At 68.7% G+C, this 24,082-nt stretch carries 23 protein-coding genes; 12 read left to right on the top strand and 11 right to left on the bottom strand.

The window, feature by feature from the left end:
- Positions 1–59: 59 nt before the first annotated feature.
- Positions 60–707, top strand: coding sequence for a MarR family winged helix-turn-helix transcriptional regulator (locus FHU13_RS17140; RefSeq protein WP_183437073.1), 648 nt, complete (start codon positions 60–62; stop codon positions 705–707).
- 170 nt (positions 708–877) lie between these two features.
- Here FHU13_RS17140 and FHU13_RS17135 read toward each other — a convergent pair whose 3' ends face one another.
- From FHU13_RS17135 to FHU13_RS17100, 8 genes are all read right to left on the bottom strand, one after another.
- On the bottom strand, positions 878–1,204 hold the full coding sequence (locus FHU13_RS17135; protein WP_183437072.1) for a hypothetical protein: 327 nt from the start codon (positions 1,202–1,204) through the stop codon (positions 878–880).
- Positions 1,201–1,488, bottom strand: a complete 288-nt coding sequence (locus FHU13_RS17130; RefSeq protein WP_183437071.1) for a hypothetical protein — start codon at positions 1,486–1,488, stop codon at positions 1,201–1,203. The genes FHU13_RS17135 and FHU13_RS17130 overlap by 4 nt, the downstream gene beginning before the upstream one ends.
- 168 nt (positions 1,489–1,656) lie before the next feature.
- Positions 1,657–2,319 (bottom strand): M15 family metallopeptidase, encoded by a 663-nt coding sequence (locus FHU13_RS17125; protein WP_183437227.1) that lies wholly within the window; start codon positions 2,317–2,319, stop codon positions 1,657–1,659.
- Entirely contained in the window at positions 2,319–2,756 is a 438-nt protein-coding gene (locus FHU13_RS17120) for an EamA family transporter (RefSeq protein WP_183437070.1), read from the bottom strand. The genes FHU13_RS17125 and FHU13_RS17120 overlap by 1 nt, the downstream gene beginning before the upstream one ends.
- Before the next feature lie 10 nt (positions 2,757–2,766).
- Positions 2,767–3,135: a fluoride efflux transporter CrcB gene (gene crcB, locus FHU13_RS17115; RefSeq protein WP_183437069.1), complete on the bottom strand. Its 369-nt coding sequence runs from the start codon at positions 3,133–3,135 to the stop codon at positions 2,767–2,769.
- 273 nt (positions 3,136–3,408) lie between these two features.
- A complete protein-coding gene (locus FHU13_RS17110; protein WP_183437068.1) occupies positions 3,409–5,670 on the bottom strand; it encodes a xanthine dehydrogenase family protein molybdopterin-binding subunit in 2,262 nt (753 codons plus the stop codon).
- Positions 5,671–5,680: 10 nt separating this feature from the next.
- Positions 5,681–6,694, bottom strand: a complete 1,014-nt coding sequence (locus FHU13_RS17105; RefSeq protein WP_183437067.1) for an FAD binding domain-containing protein — start codon at positions 6,692–6,694, stop codon at positions 5,681–5,683.
- Positions 6,691–7,215 (bottom strand): (2Fe-2S)-binding protein, encoded by a 525-nt coding sequence (locus FHU13_RS17100; protein WP_183437066.1) that lies wholly within the window; start codon positions 7,213–7,215, stop codon positions 6,691–6,693. The genes FHU13_RS17105 and FHU13_RS17100 overlap by 4 nt, the downstream gene beginning before the upstream one ends.
- Before the next feature lie 290 nt (positions 7,216–7,505).
- On the opposite strand from FHU13_RS17100, the gene FHU13_RS17095 reads away from it, so the two are divergent.
- The 6 genes from FHU13_RS17095 (at position 7,506) to FHU13_RS17070 (ending at position 14,881) form a co-directional block, all read left to right on the top strand.
- Positions 7,506–8,891 (top strand): M20/M25/M40 family metallo-hydrolase, encoded by a 1,386-nt coding sequence (locus FHU13_RS17095; protein WP_183437065.1) that lies wholly within the window; start codon positions 7,506–7,508, stop codon positions 8,889–8,891.
- A gap of 52 nt (positions 8,892–8,943) precedes the next feature.
- Entirely contained in the window at positions 8,944–9,642 is a 699-nt protein-coding gene (locus FHU13_RS17090; protein WP_183437064.1) for a hypothetical protein, read from the top strand.
- Positions 9,642–11,663, top strand: a complete 2,022-nt coding sequence (locus tag FHU13_RS17085) for a glycosyltransferase (protein ID WP_183437063.1) — start codon at positions 9,642–9,644, stop codon at positions 11,661–11,663. The genes FHU13_RS17090 and FHU13_RS17085 overlap by 1 nt, the downstream gene beginning before the upstream one ends.
- 3 nt (positions 11,664–11,666) lie before the next feature.
- On the top strand, positions 11,667–13,742 hold the full coding sequence (locus tag FHU13_RS17080) for a glycosyltransferase (protein ID WP_183437062.1): 2,076 nt from the start codon (positions 11,667–11,669) through the stop codon (positions 13,740–13,742).
- The gene (locus FHU13_RS17075) at positions 13,739–14,623 is read left to right on the top strand and encodes a hypothetical protein (protein WP_183437061.1); all 885 of its coding nucleotides are present in this window, start codon (positions 13,739–13,741) and stop codon (positions 14,621–14,623) included. The genes FHU13_RS17080 and FHU13_RS17075 overlap by 4 nt, the downstream gene beginning before the upstream one ends.
- A 78-nt stretch (positions 14,624–14,701) precedes the next feature.
- Positions 14,702–14,881, top strand: a complete 180-nt coding sequence (locus tag FHU13_RS17070; RefSeq protein WP_183437060.1) for a hypothetical protein — start codon at positions 14,702–14,704, stop codon at positions 14,879–14,881.
- Between the two features lie 43 nt (positions 14,882–14,924).
- Here the strand turns inward: FHU13_RS17070 and FHU13_RS17065 are convergent, their stop codons facing one another.
- Both FHU13_RS17065 and FHU13_RS17060 read right to left on the bottom strand, forming a co-directional pair.
- Positions 14,925–16,364, bottom strand: a complete 1,440-nt coding sequence (locus FHU13_RS17065; RefSeq protein WP_183437058.1) for an acetamidase/formamidase family protein — start codon at positions 16,362–16,364, stop codon at positions 14,925–14,927.
- 109 nt (positions 16,365–16,473) lie between these two features.
- Positions 16,474–18,807: an NADP-dependent malic enzyme gene (locus FHU13_RS17060; protein WP_246714720.1), complete on the bottom strand. Its 2,334-nt coding sequence runs from the start codon at positions 18,805–18,807 to the stop codon at positions 16,474–16,476.
- A gap of 75 nt (positions 18,808–18,882) precedes the next feature.
- Here FHU13_RS17060 and FHU13_RS17055 point away from each other — a divergent pair, with 75 nt between their 5' ends.
- Complete coding sequence (locus FHU13_RS17055; RefSeq protein ID WP_183437225.1) at positions 18,883–19,509, top strand: CatB-related O-acetyltransferase; 627 nt, start codon at positions 18,883–18,885, stop codon at positions 19,507–19,509.
- Positions 19,510–19,542: 33 nt separating this feature from the next.
- On the top strand, positions 19,543–19,785 hold the full coding sequence (locus FHU13_RS17050) for a DUF3297 family protein (RefSeq protein ID WP_183437056.1): 243 nt from the start codon (positions 19,543–19,545) through the stop codon (positions 19,783–19,785).
- Positions 19,786–19,883: 98 nt separating this feature from the next.
- Here FHU13_RS17050 and ctrA read toward each other — a convergent pair whose 3' ends face one another.
- Positions 19,884–20,585, bottom strand: coding sequence for a response regulator transcription factor CtrA (gene ctrA, locus FHU13_RS17045; RefSeq protein ID WP_012452681.1), 702 nt, complete (start codon positions 20,583–20,585; stop codon positions 19,884–19,886).
- 439 nt (positions 20,586–21,024) lie between these two features.
- Here ctrA and fliI point away from each other — a divergent pair, with 439 nt between their 5' ends.
- From fliI to FHU13_RS17030, 3 genes are all read left to right on the top strand, one after another.
- The gene (gene fliI / locus FHU13_RS17040; RefSeq protein ID WP_183437055.1) at positions 21,025–22,395 is read left to right on the top strand and encodes a flagellar protein export ATPase FliI; all 1,371 of its coding nucleotides are present in this window, start codon (positions 21,025–21,027) and stop codon (positions 22,393–22,395) included.
- A 93-nt stretch (positions 22,396–22,488) separates the two neighbouring features.
- The gene (gene fliJ, locus FHU13_RS17035; RefSeq protein WP_012452679.1) at positions 22,489–22,893 is read left to right on the top strand and encodes a flagellar export protein FliJ; all 405 of its coding nucleotides are present in this window, start codon (positions 22,489–22,491) and stop codon (positions 22,891–22,893) included.
- Positions 22,894–23,184: 291 nt separating this feature from the next.
- A complete protein-coding gene (locus tag FHU13_RS17030) occupies positions 23,185–23,721 on the top strand; it encodes a hypothetical protein (RefSeq protein WP_183437053.1) in 537 nt (178 codons plus the stop codon).
- The last annotated feature ends 361 nt before the right edge of the window (positions 23,722–24,082 follow it).

The raw sequence follows: 24,082 nt of genomic DNA, 5'->3' as shown, positions 1-24,082 counted from the left end.
AGGGCACTCTTTCCGGGCAGCGTTCAGGAGCCCGCGCGTCCGTGAAGGGAAACCGGATCATGTCGGCGGCAAACGAAGCGGTCGCCGTGGCGGCACACGGCGAGGCCAGCGGTCAGCCGGGTGGCCGAGGCGCGCAGAAGGACAAAGCGGGCAAGACCGTCAAGCGGCTGCGCCCCCCAGCGGCCAAGAGCGTCGGCTGGGCGCTGGTCCAGGCGGCGCGGCTGCATCGCGCCCGGGTCGGCGATCGGCTGGCCGAACTCGACCTGTTCGCCGGCCAGGAACAGGTGGTGCAGGCGCTCGCGGCTGCCGGCAGCATGACCATGGGCGATCTCGCCGCCACCCTGCGGGTGCGCCCGCCGACCGCCTCCAAGACGATCTCGCGGCTCGCCGCCCTCGGCTTCGTCGAGCGCCGGGCCGAGGCCGGCGACGGGCGCATCGTGCGCGTGCGCCTGACCGAGACCGGGATGGCCAAGGCCGCCGGGATCGAGCGGATCTGGGACGAGGTCGAGGCCGAACTTCTCGAAGACTTCGACAACAAGGAGCGTCGCCGCCTGCGCAAGCTCCTGCGCCGCGTCGCCCGCAACCTCGCGGAAGCCGCGGGCGTGTCCGGCCACGAGGAGGCCGACCACGAGATCGACGGCGAGTCCGATGACGAGGAGGAGGCTCTGCTGGGACCGACGGCCTCCGACGCGGTGGCGCAGTCGTAGAGAATCGTTCCGACGATGGCTGCCGGCTCGTCCGAAAAGACGAAGCCCGGCGCCTCGACCGGGATCTGATGTCCGGAACGAGGCGCCGGGCTTGAGGCCGACCGGGGACGGGCTTGCCGACGGCCGTTTCCCCAGCCCGAAATAGGACCAGCTGACCCCGGCCTGACGGTTCAGGCCCGCCCGGCCGGGACCATGTCGGCGAGGTTCCGCTGGGCGGGGCGAGAGAGGGCGGTGGCCAGCATCGCTTCCAGGACGATGAGGTCGGCTTCCGGGTCGGGCTCCCAGCCGCAGGTGCAATGTCCGTCGGGGCCGTGGGCGGCGGCCACCTGCCGGTAGAGCGTGCCGACCGTGCGGGCGGCTGCTTCCAGTGCCGCCATGACGTGCATCGGCTCCCGCTGAAGCGCCTGCCAGAAGGCGACGGTGAGCGCCCGCTCCAACGTTCCTTGCGCGTGCCGCTCCGCCGCGTCGGGCGGGGTCGTGACCAGACCCGCACTCATGCCCGCACCTCCGCCCGCACCCGCGCGCGGGCTTCGGCCGGCACCAAGCGTGGCGGCGTCGCGTCGCCGGGCTCCAGCCCGACCAGAGATTCGAGGCCGCCTCGGCTCAAGGTGAGAGCGGAACCGTCCCACCACGCGAGACGTACCGATTCGAGCAGAGCATCGAGGGCGCCGAGCAGATCGACGAGGCTGCCCAAGCTGTCACGCGCCGGGGAGACCTTATCGGCCCGCGACGGCCACGGCCTGCCGTGAGAAGCGTTCGGAAACATGAAAATGTGAGCCATGTCTTCATCATGGCTCCATCAGAGGATATCCCGCAAGCGATCTTCAAAACATTGGAAATACTTTAATCGATCTCTGTTTTGAATGAATGCAATATCGATTTAGAAGAATTCAATTCGATCGAAAAAGGTGCTGCCGCGTCGCGACTTGGTCTGGGCTGGTGATGTCGATCAGCGGACCGGTTGGTCGAAGCTTGTATCGGGGAAGGGTTCGCCCTTGAGGGTGAAATGCCACCATTCCTGCGCGTAGGGGACGAAGCCGGCGCGAATCATCGTTTCGCGCAGGCGGTAGCGGTTGCGGGCCTGAGCCGGGGTGAGACCGGGAAAATCCGTCGCCGACGACTCATCGAACAGGTCGAAGGGCGTGCCCATGTCGAGTTCGGTGCCGTCGTCGCGACGCACCAGCGTCAGGTCCACGGTCGAGCCGCGCGAGTGCGAAGAACGCTCGGCGATGTAGCCGAGGCGAAAGAGATCCGCCTTGTCGGTCCGCGGATAGTAGGCGGCCTTCATGCGCGTGTCGGCCGGGTCGCGCGCCCAGGCGGCGAAATCGGCCACCGCGCGGCGCGGGCGGTAGCAGTCGAACACCTTGAGGCCGAGCCGCTCCGGCGCGAGCGATGCCTGGACCGCCGCCAGCGCTCTCGCCGCCTGCGGCGTCAGCAGGCAGCGCGGGGCCTCGTAGCCGGCGATGGGACGCCCGATGAAGTTGTCGGAGCCGGCATAGCGCATGTCGAGAACGAGGCCCGGCACGAGCCGGGTGGCATCGACGAAGGGATTGGTCTCCGCTCCCGCCGGCTGGGACGCGGCGAGGGCGAGGCCCGTCAGCGCGGCGCGCATCAGGCCCGCCATGCCAGCAGCCCCGCACCCGCCGCGATCAGCCCGACGCCGACCCAGTGATGGGGCGCGAGGCGCTCGCCGAGGAAGAGGACGCCGAAGACGGCCACCAGCACGACGCTCAGCTTATCGAGCGGCGCGACGCGGCCGGCATCGCCGAGGGCGAGTGCGCGGAAGTAGCAGAGCCAGGACGCGCCGGTGGCAAGTCCCGACAGGATCAGGAAGACGAGGCTTCGGCCGGACACGCGGGTGACATCCGGCGCTTGCCCCGCCGCGAAGACGATGGCGCCGGCGAGCGCCACCACGACGAGAGTCCGGATGAAGGTCGCCACATCCGGCGCCACGCCGTCGATGCCGACCTTGGCGAGGATCGCGGTGGCGGCGGCAAACCCTGCGGAGAGCAGGGCCCAGAAGCGCCACGACAGGAGCAGTTCGCCCACCAGAGCCTCCCTACAGCGCGTGGCGCATCACGATCAGCGCCAGGGCCAGCCCGCCGATCCCGGCGAGCACCGAGACGAGCACGTAGGCGAGCGCCGCCAGCCCGTCGCCGCGCTCCATCAGGGTGAAGGCTTCGAGGGAAAAGGTCGAGAAGGTGGTGAAGCCGCCGAGAATTCCGGTGGCCACGAACAACCGCGCCTGGAGCGGCCCGCCGCGCGCGGCCATCCAGCCGGTGACGATCCCCATCAGCACCGAGCCGACGATGTTGATGCCGAGGGTGCCCCAGGGAAAGCTCGACCCGAGCCGCACGGCCCAAAGATTCACGCCGTGGCGCATGACACCACCCAGGCCGGCGCCGAGGAAGACGAGAAGGGTGTTCAAGGCGAGGTCTCGGGAGGGGAGGCACGATGAGAGCGCGCTCTTGCAAGGCGCGTACAGGCCGGAGGCGTCAAGCGGAAAGACGTACTCCGTCTGAAACTGCGGCGCCTCCGGGACGAAGTGGGCCGTGCCTGGCCGTCATCGCGAGCGTCAGCGAAGTGATCCGGACGTCGCGAGGGCGACAGGTCTTGTGCGAGCCGCCGGAGCCGGCTTTCCCAAAGAACGCTCCGCCGGCATCGGGCCGGCGGGGTCTCTGTTTCGAGGCAGTGGCGAGGCTCAGTCGTCGCCCAAAATCTTGTCGGGTGTGATCGGCAGGTGGCGGATGCGCTTGCCGGTGGCGTGGTACACCGCGTTTGCGATGGCCGCCGCCACGCCGACGATGCCGATCTCGCCCAGGCCCTTCACGCCGAGCGGGTTCGCCTTGTCCTCCTCGTCCACGAAAATCACATCGAGGTCGTGGATGTCGGCATGAACCGGCACGTGGTACTCGCCGAGATTGTGATTCATGAACCGGCCGATGCGGTGGTCGAGCATCGATTCCTCGTGCAGCGCCGAGCCGATGCCCATGACGATGCCGCCGAGGATCTGGCTGCGGGCGGTCTTCAGGTTGATGATCTTGCCCGCCGCGATCGCCGAGACCACGCGGGTGCAGCGCACCTGCCCGAGTTCCTCGTCGATCTTGACCTCCGCGAAGATCGCCGAGTGCGTATAGGCCTCGTATTGCTGGGCGAAGTCCTTGTCGGGAGCGGCCTCGCCGGTCGCTTCCAGCTTCTCGGTGCCGGTCGCCTTCAGGACGTCGGCCAGCGCCACGCTCTTTGAGGGATCGCCCGCCACCTCGATGCGGCCGTTCGAGAACACCACCCGCTCGAAATCGGCGTTGGCCAGCGGTGAGTTCTCCAGGCCGCGGGCCAGCTTGAACGCCTGCTCGGCGATGTCGCGGCAGGCCTTCATCACGGCGGTGCCGGAGGAGGCCGCCGTCCACGAGCCGCCCGCAACGGGCGCCTTGGCGAGCTTCGTGTCGCCGAGCTTGGTCGTGACGTGATCGAGCGGCAGGCCCAGCGTGTCGGCGGCGATCTGCGTCAGGATCGTGTAGGTGCCGGTGCCGAGATCGCCCGTCTGGTTGCCAACCTCCAACCGGCCGTCCGCGGTGAGCACGGCATGCGCACTCGACTGCATCATCATCGATTCCCAGATGCCGGTCGCCATGCCCCAGCCGACGAGTTCCCGGCCCTCGCGCATGGAGCGCGGCTGCGGGTTGCGCCGGCTCCAGCCGAAGCGCTCGGCGCCCTGGCGGAAGCAGTCCTTGAGCGCCTTGGAGCCGAACGGCTTGTCCTCGGTCGGATCGCTCTCGGTGTAGTTCTTCAAGCGGAGCGCAATCGGATCCTGGCCGGTGGCGTAGGCCAGTTCGTCCATCGCCGTCTCGATGGCGTAGACGCCGGTCACGGCGCCGGGCGCGCGCATGTCGCCGGGGGTCGGGGTGTCGAGCTTGGCGAGGCTGTAGGTGAGCGCGACGTTGTCACAGTCGTAAAGCACACCCGACCAGTTGACGACGACCTCCTGGTAATCCTCGTAGGCCGAGGTGCCCTGCACCGCGTCGTGCTTGAGTGCGGTGAGTTTGCCCGAGCGGTCGGCGCCCAGCGAGACGGTCTGGAGCGCCTCCGAGCGGTAGGTGAAGGACCACATCTGGTCGCGGGTCAGCGTCACCCGCACCGAGCGGCCGAGATCCTTCGCCGCCAGCATCGCCAGGAAGAGCTGGTATTGCGGGCGCAGGCCCGAGCCGAAGCCGCCGCCGAGATAGGGGTTCAGCACCCGTACCTGTTCCGGCTTCAGGCCGAAGGCGCCGGCGATGTAGTCGTGGGTGTTCGAAACGCCTTGGATCTTGTCGTAGACGGTGTAGGTGCCGTCCTTCTCCACGACCACGGTGGAGGCGTGCGGCTCCATCGGGTTGTGGTGCTCGTCGGCCATCCGGTACTGGCCTTTGACGCGGATCTCGGCCGTGTCGAACCCCGTCGAAGCGTCGCCCCACGGCTCCGGCGGCGGCTTGATGCCGGCCCGCTTCATCGGCGGGTCGAACGCCTCCGGCGCCTGCGCTTCGAGGTCGGTGCGCGGCGCCACGACCCCGTAATCGACCCGCACCAGCGAGGCGGCGTAGCGCGCCGTCTCGAAATCCTCGGCAACCACGAGGGCCACCGGCTGGCCGGAGAAGACAATCCGGCTGCTTGCCAGCGCCTGGAACGGCGCGCCGGGCGGTGCCACCGCGTCCTGATAGTCCTCCGGCTTGTCGGAGGTGGCCGGGCGGTTCTCGTGGGTGATCACCTTGACGACACCGGGCACCGCCTCCGCGGCGGAGGCGTCGATGCTCCGGATGCTGCCCTTGGCAATAGCGCTCGACACGACCACGCCGTAGGCGAGGTCGGGGGCGGCGAACTCACCGGCATATTTGGCGAGGCCGGTCACCTTGGCCGGGCCGTCGACGCGGCTGACGGCGCTGCCGACGAACCGGTCGCGGCCGGCCGCCGGACTGAACTGGACGGTCATGGGCGGCTCCTTACTGGATGCGCTTGTCTGACTGGGACTGGGGCGTGCCGGCGGCGGCCTGCTCCAGGCCGCGGACGATGGCGCGGCGCGCCAGCTCGATCTTGAAGCCGTTGGTCGATTGCGGCTTGGCCTCGCGCAGGATGAGGTCGGCGGCCGCCTTGAAGCTCTCACGGGTCGCGGGCTTGCCCTGGAGAAGCGCCTCGGCCTCTCTGTTGCGCCAGGGCTTGTGGGCGACGCCGCCGAGCGCGAGGCGGGCGGTGCGGATCGTTGGCCCGTCGAGTTCGAGTGCGGCGGCGACCGAGACCAGGGCGAAGGCGTAGGAGAGTCGGTCGCGCAGCTTCAGGTAGGTGTGGTGGCCGGCAAAGCCGTTGGCCGGAAGGTCGATGGCGACGATGATCTCGCCGGGCGCGAGGTTGGTGTCCTTGGCCGGATTGTCGCCGGGCAGGCGGTGGAAGTCGCTGAACGGGATCGCGCGGTCGCCCTGCGGCCCGCTCACCTGCACGGTTGCTTCCAACGCCGCGAGCGCCACGCACATGTCGGAGGGGTGGGTGGCGATGCAGTGCTCGCTGGTGCCGAGGATGGCGTGGATGCGATCGACGCCGCCGATGGCCGAGCAACCGGAGCCGGGCTCGCGCTTGTTGCAGGGCGTGGCTGTATCGTAGAAGTAGTAGCAGCGGGTTCGCTGCAGCAGGTTGCCGCCGGTGGAGGCCGCGTTGCGCAGTTGCGCCGAGGCGCCGGCCAGGATCGCGTCAGCGAGCAACGGGTAGCGCTCGCGGATGCGGGCATCGTAGGCGACCGTCGCATTGGTCACGAGCGCGCCGATGCGCAGACCCCCGTCGCGTTCCTCGATTTCGCCGAGCGGTAGGCGGGTGATGTCGATGAGCTTGCCCGGCCGCTCGACATCGTACTTCATCAGGTCGATGAGGTTGGTGCCGCCGGCGATGAAGCGGGCCGCCGGATCGCTGCCCAGCGCCTGGATCGCCTCCGCCACCGTGTTGGGACGAACATAATCGAAGCGGTTCATTGAGCCCCTCCCTGCTGCATCACCTCTTCGATGGCATCGACGATGTTGGTGTAGGCGCCGCAGCGGCAGATGTTGCCGCTCATCGCCTCGCGGATCTCGTCGCGGGTCTTGGCGTGACCCTCGTTGATCAGGCCGACCGAGGAGCAGAGCTGGCCCGGCGTGCAGTAGCCGCACTGGAATGCGTCGTGCTCAACGAAGGCTTCCTGGATCGGGTGAAGGCTGTTCTTGCCCTCGCGCTGGACGAGCCCGGCCAGCCCCTCGACGGTGGTGATTTCGGCGCCGTCCTTCATCACCGCGAGCGTGAGGCAGGAATTGATGCGCGTGCCGTTCACCAGCACGGTGCAGGCGCCGCACTGGCCGTGGTCGCAGCCCTTCTTGGTGCCGGTGAGGTCGAGGCGCTCGCGCAGGAGGTCGAGCAGCGTGGTCCAGGGCGCCACCTGAAGCGCGCGCCGCTCGCCGTTGATGGTGAGCGTGATGCCGATTGTCCCGACCGCGCCGGGCGAACCGCTGTCGATGAGCATGGTTACATCCGTGATGAGGCGCGGGCCCGGCACGGACGAAACGCGGCACCGTTGGTGTCGCGAGGGCCGGGCAGGGAGCGCGTCTTGGAAGGGCGCGGGCTCGGGGGCCCGCACCGGGTCGTGTCGATAACCATTCCAAGGTGGCCCTGTTCCGCTCGCCCTGTGGAGGGGCGGCACCGCGCCATCACGGACCGGCGATGCGCGGGGACGCGCTACCCGGCAGGGCGGGGTTCCGCGGGGCGAGAAGCTCGGCTAACGCTTCCCGCGCACGCCGACTTCGAGGAGCCGCCATGGCCGACGCACTCGACCCCGTCCTCAACGACATCGACCGCGATCTGGACAACAGCCTGGAGCGGCTGTTCGCGTGGCTGCGCATCCCCTCGATCTCGACGGATTCCGCCTATGCCGGACATTGCCGCGAGGCGGCGCAGTGGCTCGAAGGAAACCTGACCGCGCTCGGTTTCGAGACCAGCGTCGAGGAGACCTCGCTGCATCCCGTCGTGCTGGCGCACCGCCCGAAGCCGGGGGCGCCGCACGTGCTGTTCTACGGCCATTACGACGTGCAGCCGGTCGATCCGCTGAAGCTCTGGCAGACGCCGCCCTTCGAGCCGCGCCTCGACGGAACGGGAGACTCCAGAAGAATCGTCGCCCGCGGCGCCTCCGACGACAAGGGTCAGGTGATGACCTTCGTCGAGGCGTGCCGGGCGCATCTCGCCATGAACGGCGACCTACCCGTCGGCGTCACCATCCTGATCGAGGGTGCCGAGGAGAACGGCTCGCAGGGGCTGCCCGAATGGGTCGAGGCCAACCGTGACCGGCTCAAGGCGGATGTGGCGCTCGTCTGCGACACCGGCATGTGGGATCGTGAGACGCCGCAGATCACGACCTCGCTGCGCGGGCTCGCCTATTACGAGGTGAAGGTGACCTGCGCCGACCGCGACCTCCATTCCGGGTTCTTCGGCGGGGCGGCGGCGAACCCGATCCACGTGCTCTCGCGGATTATCGCCGACCTGCACGATGCCGGCGGCCGCGTGACCTTGCCGGGCTTCTACGACGGCGTGCGCGAGCCCCCGCCCGAACGGCTGGAGCAGTGGCGCTCGCTCCGCCTGACCCCCGAAAAGTTTCTCAGGCCGATCGGCCTGAAGCAACCCGCTGGCGAGCGCGGACGCCTTCCGATCGAGCTGATCCAGTCGCGTCCGGCCTGCGACGTGAACGGCATCATCGGTGGCTACACCGGGGAGGGGACGAAGACCGTCATCGCCTCCCAGGCCTCGGCCAAGGTCTCGTTCCGCCTCGTGGACGATCAGGACCCGGAGCAGCTTTCCAAAACCTTCGAAGCCTTCGTGCGCGAGCGCGTGCCCTCCGACTGCTCGGTCGAAGTCATCTGCTACAAGGGCTCCCGGGCGGTGGCACTGCCTTATGACATGCCGCAACTCGCCGCCGCCCAGGCCGCGCTTTCGGCCGAGTGGGGCCGCGAGGCCGTGGCGGTCGGAGCCGGCGGCTCGATCCCGATCGTCGGCGACTTCAAGCGCATCCTCGGCCTCGACACGCTGCTGATCGGCTTCGGCCTCGACGACGACCGCATCCATTCGCCCAACGAGAAGTACGAGCTGACGAGCTTCCACAAGGGCACGCGCTCCTGGGCGCGGATCCTCTCGGCGCTGGCAAACGCGTGATGACGAAGTGGGCCGGAGTTCGCTGGTTTCTCCCAGCGGGATTTCCGGTGGCATGAACGGGGCCGCACTCTTCGAGAGCTCGAATGGTGCCTCTGCGTCGGTGCCGGGCCAGCTTATTGAAGCCGCGCCAGGCGCCTGCCTGCTGCGCTTCCCGCTGCCACCCTCACTGCCGATCCCGCTGCATATCGCGGCGCCCGAGACTGTGCGGCTGGTCACCTGGGTCTTTTCCGGTCTTGAAGCGGGGGCGCCGGACGGGCCCATCTGCCTGCTGGCGCTCGAAGCGGAAAGCGCCGCGCTGCGCGAGGGCGTCAGCCTCGCCACGCATTTCCGCGACCTCGTGGTGCGGCCCGAGCCGGCTGCGAGCGATGTTCTGCCCTCGGCCGAGCGGACCTTGCTCGCGCGGGCGTTGCTCTCGGCGGGCAGGGCGGGGCTCGGGCCGCTCGGACGCCTGTTCGGCCTCGTCGAGGCGGCGGTCATCGCGCTGCCGGTCGCCGAGGATGCGCCGGATCTTGCGCATGACGACGGCGGCTGGTCGCTCGGTGGCAGCGCGGTTCCGCATGGCCTGCTGTTTCGAGTTGGCGCGGGCTGGGGCTGTGCGCAGGTTGCCGGGGCACGATTGCGCTTCGGGAAGCACCCGCGCCAGCGCCTCACGCTCGAACCCGTCTGGGGCGCGGCGCCCGAGGGTCTGCCCGAGCGCTCTTTCGCGCTCTACGCCCATGGCTTCACAGCACTGACGACATGGGCCTCCTGATGCCGCCCGACAGCGTGGAAAAGCCCGCGATTCTTGTTCTCGCGCCGATGCCGGCAGCGCCCGTGAGCGCCGGCAACCGGCGCCGGCTGGTCGCCACCTGCGAGGCGCTGACCCGCGGCGGCTTCGCCATCGATCTCGCCTATTACGCCCACGAGGATCAGATCTATCGCCGCTTCGGTCAGCACCCGCCGACCGATCTCTTGGAGATGGAGCGGACGTTCCGGAACGTCTTCCTGATCGAGGCCCGCACGGTCATCCCGCTCAAGACGCGCTCCACCGCGTTCGGGATCGACGAATGGTGCCCCGACGAGGTCGGCGACTTCATGGCGTGGTACTGCTCCGCCTATCCTGAGACGGGCGCCGTGCTGGTGAACTACGTCTTCCTGTCGCGCGCCCTGGAGGGGGTTCTGCCGGGCGTCCTGACGCTGATCGACACGCATGACCGCTTCGCCGGCCGCCAGAACCAGTACCGTCCGTTCCGCGCCGAGCCGAACTTCTTCTACACCGACGCGGCCGGCGAGGCGGCGGGGCTCGCCCGTGCCGACGTCGTGCTGGCGATCCAGGCGGCGGAAGCCGCCTATTTCGCGGGCCTGACCGACAGCCGCGTCCTGCTGTTGCCGCCGCATTTCCCGGCCCAAAAGCCCTTCGCCATGCCGGAGCGGGTGGCGCGCATCGGCTTCCTCGGCCACGGCAACGACCCGAACCTGTTCTCCATCGGCCGCTTCATCCGCACTTGGCGCGACGGTTGGACCCCGGATCGGCCGGAACTCGTCATCGCCGGCGAGATCTGCCGCAGCCTGCCCGGCGTAGAAGGGCCCGGCGTGCGGCTGCTCGGCTATCTCGACCGGCTCGAGGATTTCTACGCGCAGGCCGACCTCGTCGTGGCGCCGATGCTGATGGGTTCAGGGCTCAAGATGAAGGTCGGAGAGGCGCTCTCCTTCGGCCGTCCGGTGATCGGCACCGAAATCGGCCTCGAAGGCTTCGAGCCGGTCGTGCCGGCCCACCGCTGCCGCGACGCGGAGGCCGTGAAGGAGGCGGTGCTGGCGGTCTCGCGCGATGCCGAGGCCCTGGCGCGGCTGAGCCGGGCGAGCGAGGCGCTCTTCACGCGCTACGCCACGACCGCACAGGCGGCGGAGGCGGAGCTGATCGGCCTTCTGGAAAGGCACGAACGTGACCGTACGTCCCCCTCTCCCCGCATGCGGGGAGAGGGTCGCGACGACCTTGTCGTCGGTGCGACGAGGGGAAGCGCGGGCGACGGGGTGGTTCAAGTGGAGACCCATCCGTCTATCCCCCCTGACCCTCGGCTGCCGCCTCACTTCGGCGACGACAGGGGTGCCGAAGCCCTCTCCGTGCGTGCGGGGAGACGGGGAACCAATCTGGATGCGGTGTCGATCGTCATCCAGGGCGGCGGCCTCGCCCTGACTTGCGAAACCTCCGCAAACTCCCGGACCGCCGCCGATCCCGATCTCGGCGTTCTGGTCGCCACCGAGCGGCGACCCGGACGGGGCACGGCGGCGGTCTACGCGCCACTGCGTCAGCGCTGGTTCGCCCGTGCGGAGGCGTCGGCCGTCGGTGATCCGCCCGATCTTGGCGCGCTCGATGTCGCCCTGTCGCCCGAATGGGTGCGCGACAGAAAGTTGCCCCCTGCAACCCGCGTGGCGCTCGCCCGCGCTTTCGCCCGGATGCAGGCGGATTGGGAAACGGAAGGCCGCATGGTCGGTAGCGCAGGGGATCGCCTCGAGATCGAAACCCTTCTGCCCGGCGTGCTCGTCAACGGCACCCATCCGGCGGCCGCCTTCCTGATCGCGGGAGAGGGCGCTTCCGAACTGCGCCTGGAGCGGGTCACGCCCCTCCACCGGCGCGAGATCGACACCTATGCCAACCTCACCGGACGCCTGCCTGCGCCGCTGCCCGTGAGCCTGTCCTTCCGCGCGGCGGCCATGTCCCCGGCGAGCGGGTGCCTCCTGTTCCTCACCGATGACGGGATCGGCCGGATCATCCTGCCGGAGGGCGCAGCGTAACCTATGAGCGAGACCCCCGCCGTTCACCTGCTCGACACCGTCGATCCCGGCACCGGCCGCCGCGCGGCGCTCGCCGAGGCCGCGCTCATCTTCGACGCGATCCAGCGCAACGGCGTGCGCCTGGCTTTCGCGCCCCAGCCCGATCCGGATGTCTCCATCGTCATCGTCGCCCGCGATGCCCGCCATCTCCTGGCGCTCACCCTCTACCGCCTCTGCGCTGGTCAGGGGCTGGCGGGCGTCACCTTCGAGGTCGTGCTGGTCGACAACGCCTCGGCGCCGGAGACCCGCGCCCTCTACCCGCATCTCGACGGGGTGACGCTGATCGAGAACGCGACCAACACCGGCTTCGGGCCGGCCTGCAATGCCGGCGCGGCGCGGGCACGGGGCCGCTTCCTCCTGTTCCTCAACCCCGATGTCGATCTGTTGCCCGGCGCGCTGGCGGCGATGGTCGCGACCTTCCGCGATCACGAGGGCGCCGGCATCGTCGGCGCCCGCCTCGTCTTCCCCGGCGGCGTGCTGCAGGAATCCGGCGCGGGCTTTCGCGACGACGCGCAACTCACCCACCCGTTCGGACGCGGCAACGCCGACCCCTTCGCCCCCGAGCACGCCGCGACCCGCGATGTCGGCTACGTCTCGGGCGCCGTGCTGATGATCGAGCGGGCCCTGTTCGAAACCCTCGGCGGCTTCGATCCGCTCTTCGCGCCGGCCTATTACGAGGACACCGATCTCTGCCTGCGCTGCCATCAGGCCGGGCGGCGGGTGATCGTGCAGCCGCGGGCCACCGCGATCCATTACGAGAACGCCACCAGCGCCCGTCGCGAGGACGTGGAGGCGCTGCTCGACCGAAACCGCGCCCGCTTCCTCGACCGTCACCGCTCGAGCCTGTTCGCGCAGGGTCCGCAGCCGCGCGGCACCGGCCTCCTCGACCACGATCCCTGGCGCCTGCGGGTGCTCTACGTCGATGACCGGGTGCCGCATCTGGATCTCGGCGCCGGACTGCCGCGGGCCAATGCCATCCTCAACGCCATGGCGGGTCTCGGCTACGCGGTGACCTTCTTCCCGAACTATGAGGCGGATGCCGAGGAGGCGCGGCGCTACCGCGATCTCGATGAGCGCATTGAGATCGCTTATGCCAGCGGCGACGGCGGCTTCGCCCGCCTGATCGCCGAGCGGCGCGACCATTACGACGTGCTCTGGGTCAGCCGCCCGCACAACATCCTGTTCGTCACGCAGGCGCTCCACGCCGCCGGGCTCGATCCGCGCGGCTTCGTGCGCTCGAAGGTGATCTTCGACTCCGAGGCCCTGTTCGCGTTGCGCGACTTCGTGACGGAGGCCGCGACCGGGGGCAGCGCGGTGGCCGCCGATCTGGCGTGGCAGGCGGAGCGCGAGACGCGCCTGTTCGGGCTCGCCGACGCGGTGGTCTGCGTCTCGCCGGCCGAGGCGCGAGTGCTCGCCCCCTACAGCGCCTGCAACGCCACCGTGCTCGGCCACGCGCTGACCCGGCCCGAGGCGCCGACGCCGAATTTTGCCGGGCGCGCGGGTTTCGTCTTCGTCGGCGCGCTCGCCCGCGAGGGTCAGCCTAACGTCGATTCCCTGGACTGGTTCTTCGAGAATGTCTGGCCCCTCGTGCGCGCACGGCTGCCGGAGGCGGTGCTGACGATCGTCGGCGGGATCGCGCCCGAGATCCGCGAGCGCTACGCGGTGCAGCCGGGCGTGCGTGTCACCGGCCGGGTGCCGCAGACCGAGCCCTATCTCGACGCGGCCCGCGTCTTCCTGGCGCCGACGCGCTTCGCCGCCGGCATCCCGCACAAGGTCCACGAGGCGGTGGCGCGCGGCCTGCCCTGCGTCGTCACGCCGATCCTCGCCGATCAGGTCGGCTGGGCGGACGGCGCCGGCTTCCTCGTGCGCGACTGGCGCGATCCGAAGCCCTTCGCCGAGGCATTGGTGGCGCTTCACGAGGATGCCGCCCTGTGGGATGCGATTCGGGAGGAGGGGAGCCGGAACATCGCCGAGGATTGCGACGCCGAGACCTTCGCGGCTGAGATCCGGGCGCTGTGCGAGGTGCAGGTCGTCGCATGAGTGCATCCCCCGTCGCCCGCCTGGTTGGTTTCGCCACCGGGCTCCTGCGCCGCGCCGCGATCGGCCGCGTCCCGAAACTGTTCGATGCCGCCTATTACCGCGAGCGCAATCCGGGCGTGGCGCGCAGCGGCCTCGACCCGTTCCTGCACTACGCGTGGTTCGGCGCCCGCCGGGACCGCAATCCGAGCGCGGATTTCGATACGGCCTTCTACCGTCGACAGAGCGGCCGGACCCGACTCGATCCCCTGCGCCACTACCAGCAGGTTGGCGCGGCACAGGGCCTCGACCCGAGCCCCGGCTTCAGCACCAGCCTCTATCTCGCCCGCTACCCCGACGTGGTTGCGGCCGGAATCAACCCGCTCCTGCATTTCCGCACCGACGGCCGGGCGGAAGGGCGCGAGGCGGCACCCTCGCCGATCGAGCCCGACCGCCTGCGGGCGCTCGACGGCGTGGCGGAGGATCATACCCTCACCCTGCCCGACGCCGAGGGCGGGCGCTTTGCCCTGACGCTGCTGCGTGACAGCCCGCTCGACCGCGCGGCGGATTTCGCGCCGCGCTTCTGCCTCCAGCTCTGCGTCGACGGCGTCGAGTACGACGCCCTGCTCGACGCGTTCCGCGCCTTCGAGGCGGGTGCGCAGGCGGCGCTCGCTCTGGAAATCGACACGAGCTCCGGCCCGCACCCGCCTATGCCGACGCAACTTCTCGCGTTCGAGCGCTGCTTCGTCTCCCGCTTGGACAACGGCCGGGTGCTGCACCTGCGCTACGCCGAGCTGCGGGCCTGGGACCTGCGCCTCAAGTGGCCCGGCGTGGCGGCCGTGTTCCCCGGCGGCCATTTTTCCGCACGGCTGCTGGCGAAAGGGGAGGGGTGGCCGGCGGTCTGAATCCCTGCTCAGTCATTCGGGGAAACCGAGGCGGCCGCGGGCGTTCCTCCGACGACGGACTCGAGCAGGATTGCCATCATGAGTGACGACGACCGCCAGAGGCGCGAGGAACGCCCCGACTCCACCGGCCCCAATTCCCGGCCCCGCGACACCACCATCGCCCAGACCGGCGAGGGTATCCCCGACGATAGCGGGCGGCCCGTGCAGGTGGACGAGGCGGAGGCCAAGCGGATCGAGGAGAAGATCCGGGAGATATGACGGCCGCGCGGCGCTGAGCCAGTGCCGCGCGGTCTCTTTGGCCTCAGGCCGACCTCTCCAAAAAAATCGCCTTCTTGACGATCGCGTGGACGCCCCAGTTGCCGTCCACCACCTGGGTGATGCCGAAATCGACGGCCACCGACATCAGCGAGATCGCCTCGTCCTCGGTCAGTCCCTTCGCCTGCATCAAGAACTGGCGCATCTTGCGGAAGGCGTCGCGCATGGCGAGGTCGAGGGAGGACTTCTGGAAGATCGCGTTCTGCGCGTCCGGCCCGAGATCCTTCAGGTAGTTCGGGTAGCTGAAGCCCGAGAGCACCCAATCGTCGCTCGTCTCGATCATCGGGAAGTCGAGGGCCTCCAGCGAGGTGCCGGCGAGCTCGGCCTTCTTGTGAAGGATGAACTGGAAGGTGCCGGTGAGCGAGCACTCGATCGCCGTGCCGCAGAGTTCCGAATCACCCTGGCTCGCGTGGGGATCCCCCACCGAGAACAGCGCGCCGGGCACGGCGACGGGGTAATACATCGTGGCACCCTTGCCGATGCGCCAATTGTCGATGTTGCCGCCAGTGTAGCTCGGCGGGATCGAGTTCACCATGTCCGCCTCGGACGGCGCCAGCCCCATCGTGCCGAAATGAGGGCGGATCGGCACGCGGATGCCCTTCAGCACGTCGAAGCTGCGCTTGGTCTTGGTGTGATCGACCGGTAGGCCCGGATAGTCGATCGTCGGGTGCTCACGGCCGTCCGGATCGGTGACGCCCGGCCAGGGGAAGCTGTAGACGGCCTTGGCCCAGTCGCGTTCGCCGCTGGCATCGACCTCGTAGATCGTGACGACCTCGCGTTTGTTGCCCCCCAGCATGTCGTTGTAGTGATAGCCCCACCACGCCGCGGCGTTGCTGCCGAACGTTCGGCCCTTGAACTTCGGGTTGGCGGAGGGGCGCGGGGCGACATCGAGGATGCGCACTTCCAGCACGTCGCCGGGCTCGGCGCCACGGATCGCCACCGGGCCGGTGCAGATATGGACCCCGAGCCCGCCGCCGGGGCCGAGCTTGGAATCCTCCGGTCCGGCGCCGCGGCGCGGCACGCCCTTTCTCTCCTTGGTCCAGAGGAACACGCTCTCGGCGCCGGGATCGCCCGTCACCATCCGCTCGGCGTCGTCGTTGGCGTGGTGGGTCAGCGTCTCGATGGTGACGAAGTCGCCCGACTCGATCTCGACCTGGGGTTTGAGAGTCTTCGAGAAGTAGCCCCAGTGGATGGTCTCGGCATTGGCCGGCAGGTGGTAGTGGGCCGTCTGCTTCAGCCGGCGCGCGCTGCTCTGCGCCAGGGCCGGGCTCACCAGGGAGAGCCCGCCCGCCGCCAGCGCCGCAGCGCCTCCGGTGGCGACGAAGCTGCTCTTCAGGAAGGCACGCCGCTCCGGCTCCATGTCGCGCCGGTAGCGCAGCCGATGCTCGGCGAAGGCGGCACAGGTCGGATCGTCACCAAGGCACATTGCAGACTCCAAGCGTGTTCAACGCGTGGATCTGAATGCAAAATGACAGCCAAGCTTGAGGCCCACCCACCCTTGATCGGGGCAGGGACGGACTTCAAAACCTGGCAGCCTACTCCGAGAGCGGTCCGGCGCCGGGCTCGGCCTCGGGTGCCGTCTCTTGCGCCGCCCCGGCCTGCGCCTCCACCACCGCCGCTGCGGTGACGTTGACGATGCCGCGCGCTGTGACCGAGGGCGTGAGGATGTGTGCCGGCTTGGCCGGGCCGATCAGCAGGGGGCCGACCGGAAGCGCGTCGGCGAGCACCTTGGCGAACTGGAAGGCGATGTTGGCCGCATCCAGGTTCGGGAAGACGAGGATGTTGGCCGCGCCCTTCCAGTTCGACCCCGGCAGCACCCGGTCGCGCACGAGTTCGGACAGAGCCGAATCCGCCTGCATCTCGCCGTCGGCCTGAAGGCCCGGTGCGCGGGCATGGATCAGCTCGAGGGCGCGGCGCATCTTCTTCGCTGATTCCGAGTCCGATTGGCCGAAATCGGAGTGGCTCAGCAGCGCGATTTTCGGCGTGAGGCCGAAGCGGCCGACATGGCCCGCGCAGGCGATCGCAACGTCGGCGACTTCCTCCGCGCTCGGATTCTGCCGGACATGGGTGTCGGCCAGGAAGTAGGCGCCCTTCTTCGTGACGATCAGGCTCATCGCGGCGAAGTCGAGCAGATCCGGCGAGAGGCCGATGATGTCGCGGATGACGCGCAGACGGGTCTCGAAGCGTCCTTCCAGGCCGCAGATCAGGGCGTCCGCCTCGCCGCGGCGCACGGCGAGTGCGGCGATCACCGTGCTGTTCGTGCGCACCAGCGTCCGGGCGAGATCCGGCGTGATGCCGCGCCGCCCGGCGACCTCAAGATAGGTCGAGACGTAGGCGCGGTAGCGCGGATCGTCCTCGGGATCGATCAGCTCGAAATGCTCGCCCTGCCGCAGGTCGAGGCCGAAGCGCTTGATGCGGGTCTCGATCACCCGCGGGCGCCCGACCAGGATGGGCCGGGCCACCTTGTCCTCGACCACCACCTGGGCCGCGCGCAACACCCGCTCATCCTCGCCCTCGGCGTAGATGACACGCTTGGGGTTATCCTTCGCCTTGGAGAAGATCGGCTTCATGATGAAGCCGGATCGGTGAACGAACCGGTCGAGCGATTCCGCGTAGGCCTCGATGTTCTCGACGGGCCGGCCGGCCACACCCGAATCCATCGCCGCCTTGGCCACCGCAGGCGCGATGCGCAGGATCAGGCGCGGATCGAACGGGCTCGGGATCAGCGAGTGGGGACCGAAGGGCCGGGCCTCGCCACCATAGGCGCGGGCCACCACGTCGGAGGGCGTCTCGCGGGCAAGCGCCGCGATCGCCTTCACTGCGGCCTTCTTCATCTCCTCGTTGATCGCGTGCGCGCCGACATCGAGGGCGCCGCGGAAGATGTAGGGGAAGCAGAGAACGTTGTTGACCTGATTGGGGAAGTCCGAGCGCCCGGTGCAGATCATCGCGTCGGGCCGCCGCTCCTGGGCGAGATCCGGCATGATCTCGGGATAGGGGTTGGCCAGCGCCATGATCAGCGGCTTCTCGGCCATCTTCTCGAGATATTCGGGCTTGAGCACCCCGCCCGCGGAGAGGCCGATGAACACGTCGGCGCCGGGGATCACCTCGGCCAGCGTGCGGGCCTCTGTCTCCTGCGCGTAGACGTCCTTCCAGCGGTCCATCAGTTCGGCGCGGCCCTTGTAGACCACGCCCTTGATGTCGGTGACCGTGATGTTCTCGACCTTGGCGCCGAGGGAGACGAGCAGGTTGAGGCAGGCCAAAGCCGCCGCGCCCGCGCCCGAGGTGACGATCTTGGCGTCCGAGAGTTGCTTGCCGGCCAGTTCCAGGGCGTTGAGGACGGCGGCCGCGACGATGATCGCCGTGCCGTGCTGGTCGTCGTGGAAGACCGGGATGTTCATCCGTTCCCGGCAGCGCTCCTCGACCTCGAAGCACTCGGGTGCCTTGATATCCTCGAGATTGATGCCGCCGAAAGTTGGCTCCAGGGAACAGACCACGTCGACGAGCTTGTCGACATCCTTCTCGTTGACCTCGACGTCGAACACGTCGATCCCGGCGAACTTCTTGAACAGGACGGCCTTGCCCTCCATCACCGGCTTCGAGGCGAGCGGGCCGATATCGCCGAGGCCGAGCACGGCGGTGCCGTTCGTGAGCACCGCGACGAGGTTCTGGCGGATGGTGAGGGTGGCGGCCTCCTGCGGATCGTCGTGGATCGCCATGCAGGCGGCGGCGACGCCGGGAGAATAGGCGAGGGCGAGGTCGCGCTGGTTTCCGAGGGGCTTGGTGGCCTGGATCTCGAGCTTTCCGGGTTTCGGCAGTCGATGGTAGACGAGCGCCCCGGACTTCAGATCCTCGGACATATTGTCGGCCATGGCGATGCCGTCCTCTTCCGCTCGTTTTTGCGCGCCCGCACCCTCTTCTTCCGGGGGGCGCTGTTGAGGCATCTGTTGCAACGGCTGAGGCGGGGGCGCAACCCGCACAACGAGACCCGGCTCCACTTGGAAAAGCTGGCGAAGCGCTGGAATTTCACAATCGGCGCATACTCTTACGGCAGGCCGAAGGTGCGCTTCCCCGAATCCGGGCAGCGGCTGACGATCGGCCGGTATTGTTCCATCGCGGACCGCGTCGAGATCCTGCTCGGCGGCGACCATCGGCTCGACTGGGTTTCGACCTATCCGTTCGCGGCGATGACCGGGCTCTGGCCGGGGGCAGAGGCGCCTGAGGATTACCACGCCTCGCGCGGCGACGTGACCATCGGCCACGATGTCTGGCTCGGGTCGGGCTGCATGATTCTGTCGGGAATCACCGTGGGGCACGGGGCGGTGGTGGCCGCCCACGCCGTCGTCACGCGCGATGTTCCCCCCTACGCCGTGGTCGCCGGCAACCCGGCCCGGCTCGTGCGCCGCCGCTTCGACGAGGCGACGGTTGCGGCGCTGGTCGAAGCGGCGTGGTGGGACTTTCCGCACGGGACGGTGATGCGGTGGGTTCCACTGCTGCAGAGCGGCCGGGTGGACGAACTGATCGCTGCGGTCAGGGCCGAGCGCGCCGTTGCGGGACCGCTCCGATTGCCGTAACCGGCCCGCTCGATTGCCAGGAAGTCACGACTCATGTCCGACACGCTCCCCGACCGCCTCTCGGTGAACCCGAACAGCCCCTACTACGACGAGGCGGTTCTCGCCCGCGGCGTCGGCATTCGCTTCAAGGGCGTCGAGAAGACCAATGTCGAGGAATACTGCGTCAGCGAGGGCTGGGTCCGCCTCTCAGCCGGCAAGACGCTCGACCGGGCCGGCAACCCGATGACGGTAAAGCTCAAGGGCACCGTCGAGCCGTATTTTCGCGAGGAAGGCTGAGCGATCCGCTTGGCCGCGCTCGCAGGAGTGATCGCTCTGCGAAAACAGAGAACCCCGCCGGAGCGGGGTTCGTCGGCGGGGTGGCATGAGGCCGGCTGTCAGACCGCCATGCGGTCCTCGCCCTCAACCGGCTCGCGCAGCACGTAGCCGCGGCCCCACACGGTCTCGATGTAGTTCTTGCCCTCGGACGCGTTCGCCAGCTTCTTGCGCAGCTTGCAGATGAACACGTCGATGATCTTCAATTCCGGCTCGTCCATGCCACCGTAGAGATGGTTGAGGAACATCTCCTTGGTGAGCGTCGTGCCCTTCCGCAGCGAGAGGAGTTCCAGCATCTGGTACTCCTTGCCGGTGAGGTGCACCCGCGAGCCGGAGACCTCGACGGTCTTCTGGTCGAGGTTCACGATCAGGTCGCCGGTGGTGATGACCGACTGGGCATGACCCTTCGAGCGGCGCACGATGGCGTGGATGCGCGCCACCAGTTCGTCCTTGTGGAACGGCTTGGTGAGGTAATCGTCGGCGCCGAAGCCGAGGCCCTTCACCTTGTCCTCGATCCCGGCCATGCCCGACAGAATTAGGATCGGGGTCTTCACCTTGGCGACGCGAAGCGAGCGCAGCACCTCGTAGCCCGACATGTCGGGCAGGTTCAGATCCAGAAGGATAATGTCGTAGTCGTAGAGCTTGCCGAGATCGACGCCCTCTTCGCCGAGGTCGGTCGTGTAGGTGTTGAAGTTCTCGGACTTGAGCATCAATTCGATGCTCTGCGCCGTGGCGCTGTCGTCCTCGATCAGAAGTACGCGCATCGTGATCCCCACCGGACAGGCCGTTTCGGGGCGCTTGAGACAAGCCGCCGCCGGTCGTCCGCCGACGGCCCCGGCGGACGCTCCCTCATTCCCACTTTCGAAACGCTATTCCTTAACCGTTAACAAAAGCCGAATCCCGCTTGCAAGCGCTGTCTCTTTCGAGTCCGGCACCGATTCTCACCATGGTTGGCGATCTGTTCTCCATCCGCATGGGCTTTCGGGGGACAGAAAATCGGCCCTGACCGCTAACCCCTTCATTTCCTTGGAGTCGGCGGTCCTGTTGCCGAAAGGAGACGGCGAGCTTTCGTCGCCTATTCAATTCTTTCGGACCGGCAGCGACGGCGCCGGGGCGGCGACGGGAAGCCTTGGCGGACGACCCCGCGATGTTAAGACATCGGCCGGTTCGGTGGCGGATGGCGGTTAACGGGGTCGAGGGCGCATGACGCAGGAGCGCGGCTCCGGGGGACTGGCGGCGGCGCTCGCCGCGCTCTCGACCGTCGAGGCCCTGGAAACCTTCGGCCGGGTGACGGCGATTCGCGGTCTCCTGGTCGAGGTGGCGGGCCCGGTCTCCGCCATGCGGCTCGGCGGCCGCATCGACGTGGTGGTGGAGGAAGGCGGCGGGGCCGCGACTTCAACCGGACCCTCGACCGTTCCGTGTGAGGTGATCGGGTTTGCCGGCGACCGCGCGCTCGCCATGCCGTTCGGCTCCCTCGAAGGCGTGCGCCGCGGCTGCCCCGCCGTGGTGCGCGACGAGGCGGCGGGCGCGATTCGCCCGTCCGCCGCCTGGCTCGGACGCACCGTCGATGCCCTCGGGCGCCCCATTGACGGGCTAGGACCCCTGGCCCAGGGCCCTGCGATCTATCCCCTGCGGGCCGACCCGCCCCCCGCGCACGGACGGAGGCGAGTCGGGCCGCCGCTCGATCTCGGGGTGCGCTGCATCAACACCTTTCTCACCATGTGCCGTGGGCAGCGCATGGGCATCTTCGCCGGCTCCGGCGTCGGCAAGTCGGTGCTGCTCTCGATGCTCGCCCGCTACACCGCCGCCGATGTGGCAGTGATCGGCCTCGTGGGCGAGCGCGGCCGCGAGGTGCAGGAGTTTCTCCAAGACGATCTCGGCGCGGCGGGTCTCGCCCGCTCGGTCGTCGTGGTGGCGACCTCCGACGAGCCGGTGCTGATGCGCCGCAACGCCGCCTACGTGACGCTGGCGATCGCCGAGTACTTTCGCGATCAGGGCGCGCAGGTCCTGTGCATGATCGACTCGATCACCCGATTCGCCATGGCCCAACGCGACATCGGGCTCGCCGGCGGCGAGCCGCCCACCGCCAAGGGCTATACGCCCACCGTCTTCTCCGAACTGCCGCGCCTGCTCGAACGGGCGGGGCCCGGCACGGGGGAAGGGGCGATCTCCGGGCTGTTCACCGTGCTGGTGGAGGGCGACGACCACAACGAGCCGGTGGCGGATGCGGTGCGCGGCATCCTCGATGGACATATCGTGATGGAGCGGCGCATCGCCGAGCAGGGGCGTTACCCGGCGATCAACGTGCTGCGCTCGGTCTCGCGCACCATGCCGCGGGCCTGCGACCCGGCCCACCTCCCGACGGTCCGCCGGGCGCGAAAGGTGCTGGCGACCTATGCCGATATGGAGGAATTGATCCGGCTCGGAGCCTACCGGGCCGGCTCGTCGCCCGAGGTGGACGAGGCGGTGGCTTTGATGCCGGATCTGACGGCTTTTCTGGGGCAGGGTAAGGAAGAAGCAACCTCCATCGGCGAGGGTTACGCTTGGTTGGCCGCCATTGTCGGCGGCGGGTGAGGCGGCTTCGAAAGCGCGTCGGGTTAACGGTCCGAGAGGGCCGTGGCATCGATCAAGCCGCTTTCCAGCGTAGCGTGGAGTGGATGGCCCGACATGAAATCGCGTGACACGCTGATCCGGCTGCGTCGGTTCCAGGTGGACGAGAAGCGCCGCCGGGTCGCCCAGATCGAGATGATGATGGCCGACTTCAACCGCATGGCGGCCGAGCTCGACCGCGAAGTTGCGCAGGAGGAGGCCCGGGCCGGGATCTCCGACCCGGCCCATTTCGCCTACCCGACCTATGCCCGCGCCGCGACCGGCCGCCGGGACAACATGCGCCAGTCGGCCGCCGCCCTGGAAGGTCAGCTCGCCGAGGCCAAGGCTGAGCTGGGCGAGGCGTTCGAGGAACTGAAGAAGGTCGAGATCTTGGAGGATCGCGAGCGCTCCGCCGAGCGCGCGGCCGAGGCCGCCCGCGAGCAGGCCGAGATGGACGCGATCGGTCTGCGCGCGCGGGCCTGATCGGCGCGATTGCGGGCGGGATCAGTGGGGGCGTCGGCGGCCATGAGGCCGGCGACGCGGGCAAGGCCACGGTTCCCAGCTGCTTCCCCGCTGACTCCATCTGCCGAGAGCCTGCACGTCGGTCGGTGTCGCCGTCTTTTGCGGAACACGTTCACCGAAAGCGGTCGGACGACCGCGACCGGCCCAACGCCGCGCAGACAACACGGAACCCCGGACGAGAGGTCAAGTTCTTACCTATGTAATCGGCACCGAGCCGCGATCCTGCGTGCTCCGCTTCTTCATAGGTGCGACATGCTGCAGTCCGGAACCAGGATCCTGCTCGCGGCACTTGCCGCCGGTTTTGTGCCGACGGCCGCGTTTTCGCAGAACATCATCGCTCTGGATGGAAGCGGGTCCCAGGCGATCGTGTCCGCTTCGGGTGAGGTCGCATCGACGGCAGCGACCCGAGATGTGATCACCCCGGATGGCATGGGTTATCGGGTCGATGTGTTCGGCGCGACGCCCAATTCCAGGGTCGTGGTTGCCCAGAACCTCGTCACGCAGAATGGGAACGCGCCTGTCCCGAACGTGAATGACTGCACGTTCATTCGGGATCCGGTCGCCTTGCGCGATTGCATCAACCTCTACGAGGGACAGCGCTTGGGACCGGGACCCCGTACCAACGCGCTTCGGTCGAACCTGATCACCGATGAGGCGCTCATTGATGCTGCGGGACCCATCCCCGGTTCCACCAGAGGCCGGTCCGGCAGCGGCCGGGAACGGGTGACTGCGCCGGATCTGAAAAGATCCAACGCCGCCTACATCGAGCAGGTCACGCCATCGCGGTAGATCGCTGACCCGCGCTCATTGGAGCGGTCAACGGCCCGGTCTGGGATGAGGCTGACGATTCTGCCTCAGCCGACCGGCTACGCCGAGGCCCTCGCTTGGAGCCAATCCGCGCCGAGGGCGGCGTGCGGCAGCCGCGCAGGCGTTGCGCATTTCCTGGGCATGCAACCGGCAGTGCATTTTCCGGCAGTCGGACTAGGCTTCGGAGGTCGAGCCGCTCACCAGCCTCGTCGAATCCGCCATCGAACCCGCCTCTGCCGCCTCTCTTCGGCATGAAACCGTCATGATCGGTCGGCAAGACCCGGCCGCATCGAGACGGCCGCTCCGGTTCCGCTTGCGATGCGCGCGGTCGTGGCGCAGGAGA

Source organism: Methylobacterium sp. R2-1 (assembly GCF_014191355.1).
Taxonomy (GTDB): Bacteria; Pseudomonadota; Alphaproteobacteria; order Rhizobiales; family Beijerinckiaceae; genus Methylobacterium.
The sequence above is the reverse complement of the archived record's forward strand: the minus strand, read 5'-3'. Positions and strand labels throughout refer to the sequence as shown.

What these genes read in the sequence shown, in the direction of transcription:
- fliJ (WP_012452679.1), top strand. Translation starts at nt 22,489, where the DNA reads ATGAAATCGCGTGACACGCTGATCCGGCTGCGTCGGTTCCAGGTGGAC.
- FHU13_RS17100 (WP_183437066.1), bottom strand. Translation starts at nt 7,215, where the DNA reads ATGCTCATCGACAGCGGTTCGCCCGGCGCGGTCGGGACAATCGGCATC.
- fliI (WP_183437055.1), top strand. Translation starts at nt 21,025, where the DNA reads ATGACGCAGGAGCGCGGCTCCGGGGGACTGGCGGCGGCGCTCGCCGCG.
- FHU13_RS17085 (WP_183437063.1), top strand. Translation starts at nt 9,642, where the DNA reads ATGCCGCCCGACAGCGTGGAAAAGCCCGCGATTCTTGTTCTCGCGCCG.
- FHU13_RS17030 (WP_183437053.1), top strand. Translation starts at nt 23,185, where the DNA reads ATGCTGCAGTCCGGAACCAGGATCCTGCTCGCGGCACTTGCCGCCGGT.
- FHU13_RS17095 (WP_183437065.1), top strand. Translation starts at nt 7,506, where the DNA reads ATGGCCGACGCACTCGACCCCGTCCTCAACGACATCGACCGCGATCTG.
- FHU13_RS17070 (WP_183437060.1), top strand. Translation starts at nt 14,702, where the DNA reads ATGAGTGACGACGACCGCCAGAGGCGCGAGGAACGCCCCGACTCCACC.
- FHU13_RS17075 (WP_183437061.1), top strand. Translation starts at nt 13,739, where the DNA reads ATGAGTGCATCCCCCGTCGCCCGCCTGGTTGGTTTCGCCACCGGGCTC.
- ctrA (WP_012452681.1), bottom strand. Translation starts at nt 20,585, where the DNA reads ATGCGCGTACTTCTGATCGAGGACGACAGCGCCACGGCGCAGAGCATC.
- FHU13_RS17090 (WP_183437064.1), top strand. Translation starts at nt 8,944, where the DNA reads ATGAACGGGGCCGCACTCTTCGAGAGCTCGAATGGTGCCTCTGCGTCG.
- FHU13_RS17105 (WP_183437067.1), bottom strand. Translation starts at nt 6,694, where the DNA reads ATGAACCGCTTCGATTATGTTCGTCCCAACACGGTGGCGGAGGCGATC.
- FHU13_RS17065 (WP_183437058.1), bottom strand. Translation starts at nt 16,364, where the DNA reads ATGTGCCTTGGTGACGATCCGACCTGTGCCGCCTTCGCCGAGCATCGG.
- FHU13_RS17080 (WP_183437062.1), top strand. Translation starts at nt 11,667, where the DNA reads ATGAGCGAGACCCCCGCCGTTCACCTGCTCGACACCGTCGATCCCGGC.
- FHU13_RS17060 (WP_246714720.1), bottom strand. Translation starts at nt 18,807, where the DNA reads ATGGCCGACAATATGTCCGAGGATCTGAAGTCCGGGGCGCTCGTCTAC.
- FHU13_RS17125 (WP_183437227.1), bottom strand. Translation starts at nt 2,319, where the DNA reads ATGCGCGCCGCGCTGACGGGCCTCGCCCTCGCCGCGTCCCAGCCGGCG.
- FHU13_RS17110 (WP_183437068.1), bottom strand. Translation starts at nt 5,670, where the DNA reads ATGACCGTCCAGTTCAGTCCGGCGGCCGGCCGCGACCGGTTCGTCGGC.
- FHU13_RS17050 (WP_183437056.1), top strand. Translation starts at nt 19,543, where the DNA reads ATGTCCGACACGCTCCCCGACCGCCTCTCGGTGAACCCGAACAGCCCC.
- FHU13_RS17130 (WP_183437071.1), bottom strand. Translation starts at nt 1,488, where the DNA reads ATGGCTCACATTTTCATGTTTCCGAACGCTTCTCACGGCAGGCCGTGG.
- FHU13_RS17140 (WP_183437073.1), top strand. Translation starts at nt 60, where the DNA reads ATGTCGGCGGCAAACGAAGCGGTCGCCGTGGCGGCACACGGCGAGGCC.
- FHU13_RS17135 (WP_183437072.1), bottom strand. Translation starts at nt 1,204, where the DNA reads ATGAGTGCGGGTCTGGTCACGACCCCGCCCGACGCGGCGGAGCGGCAC.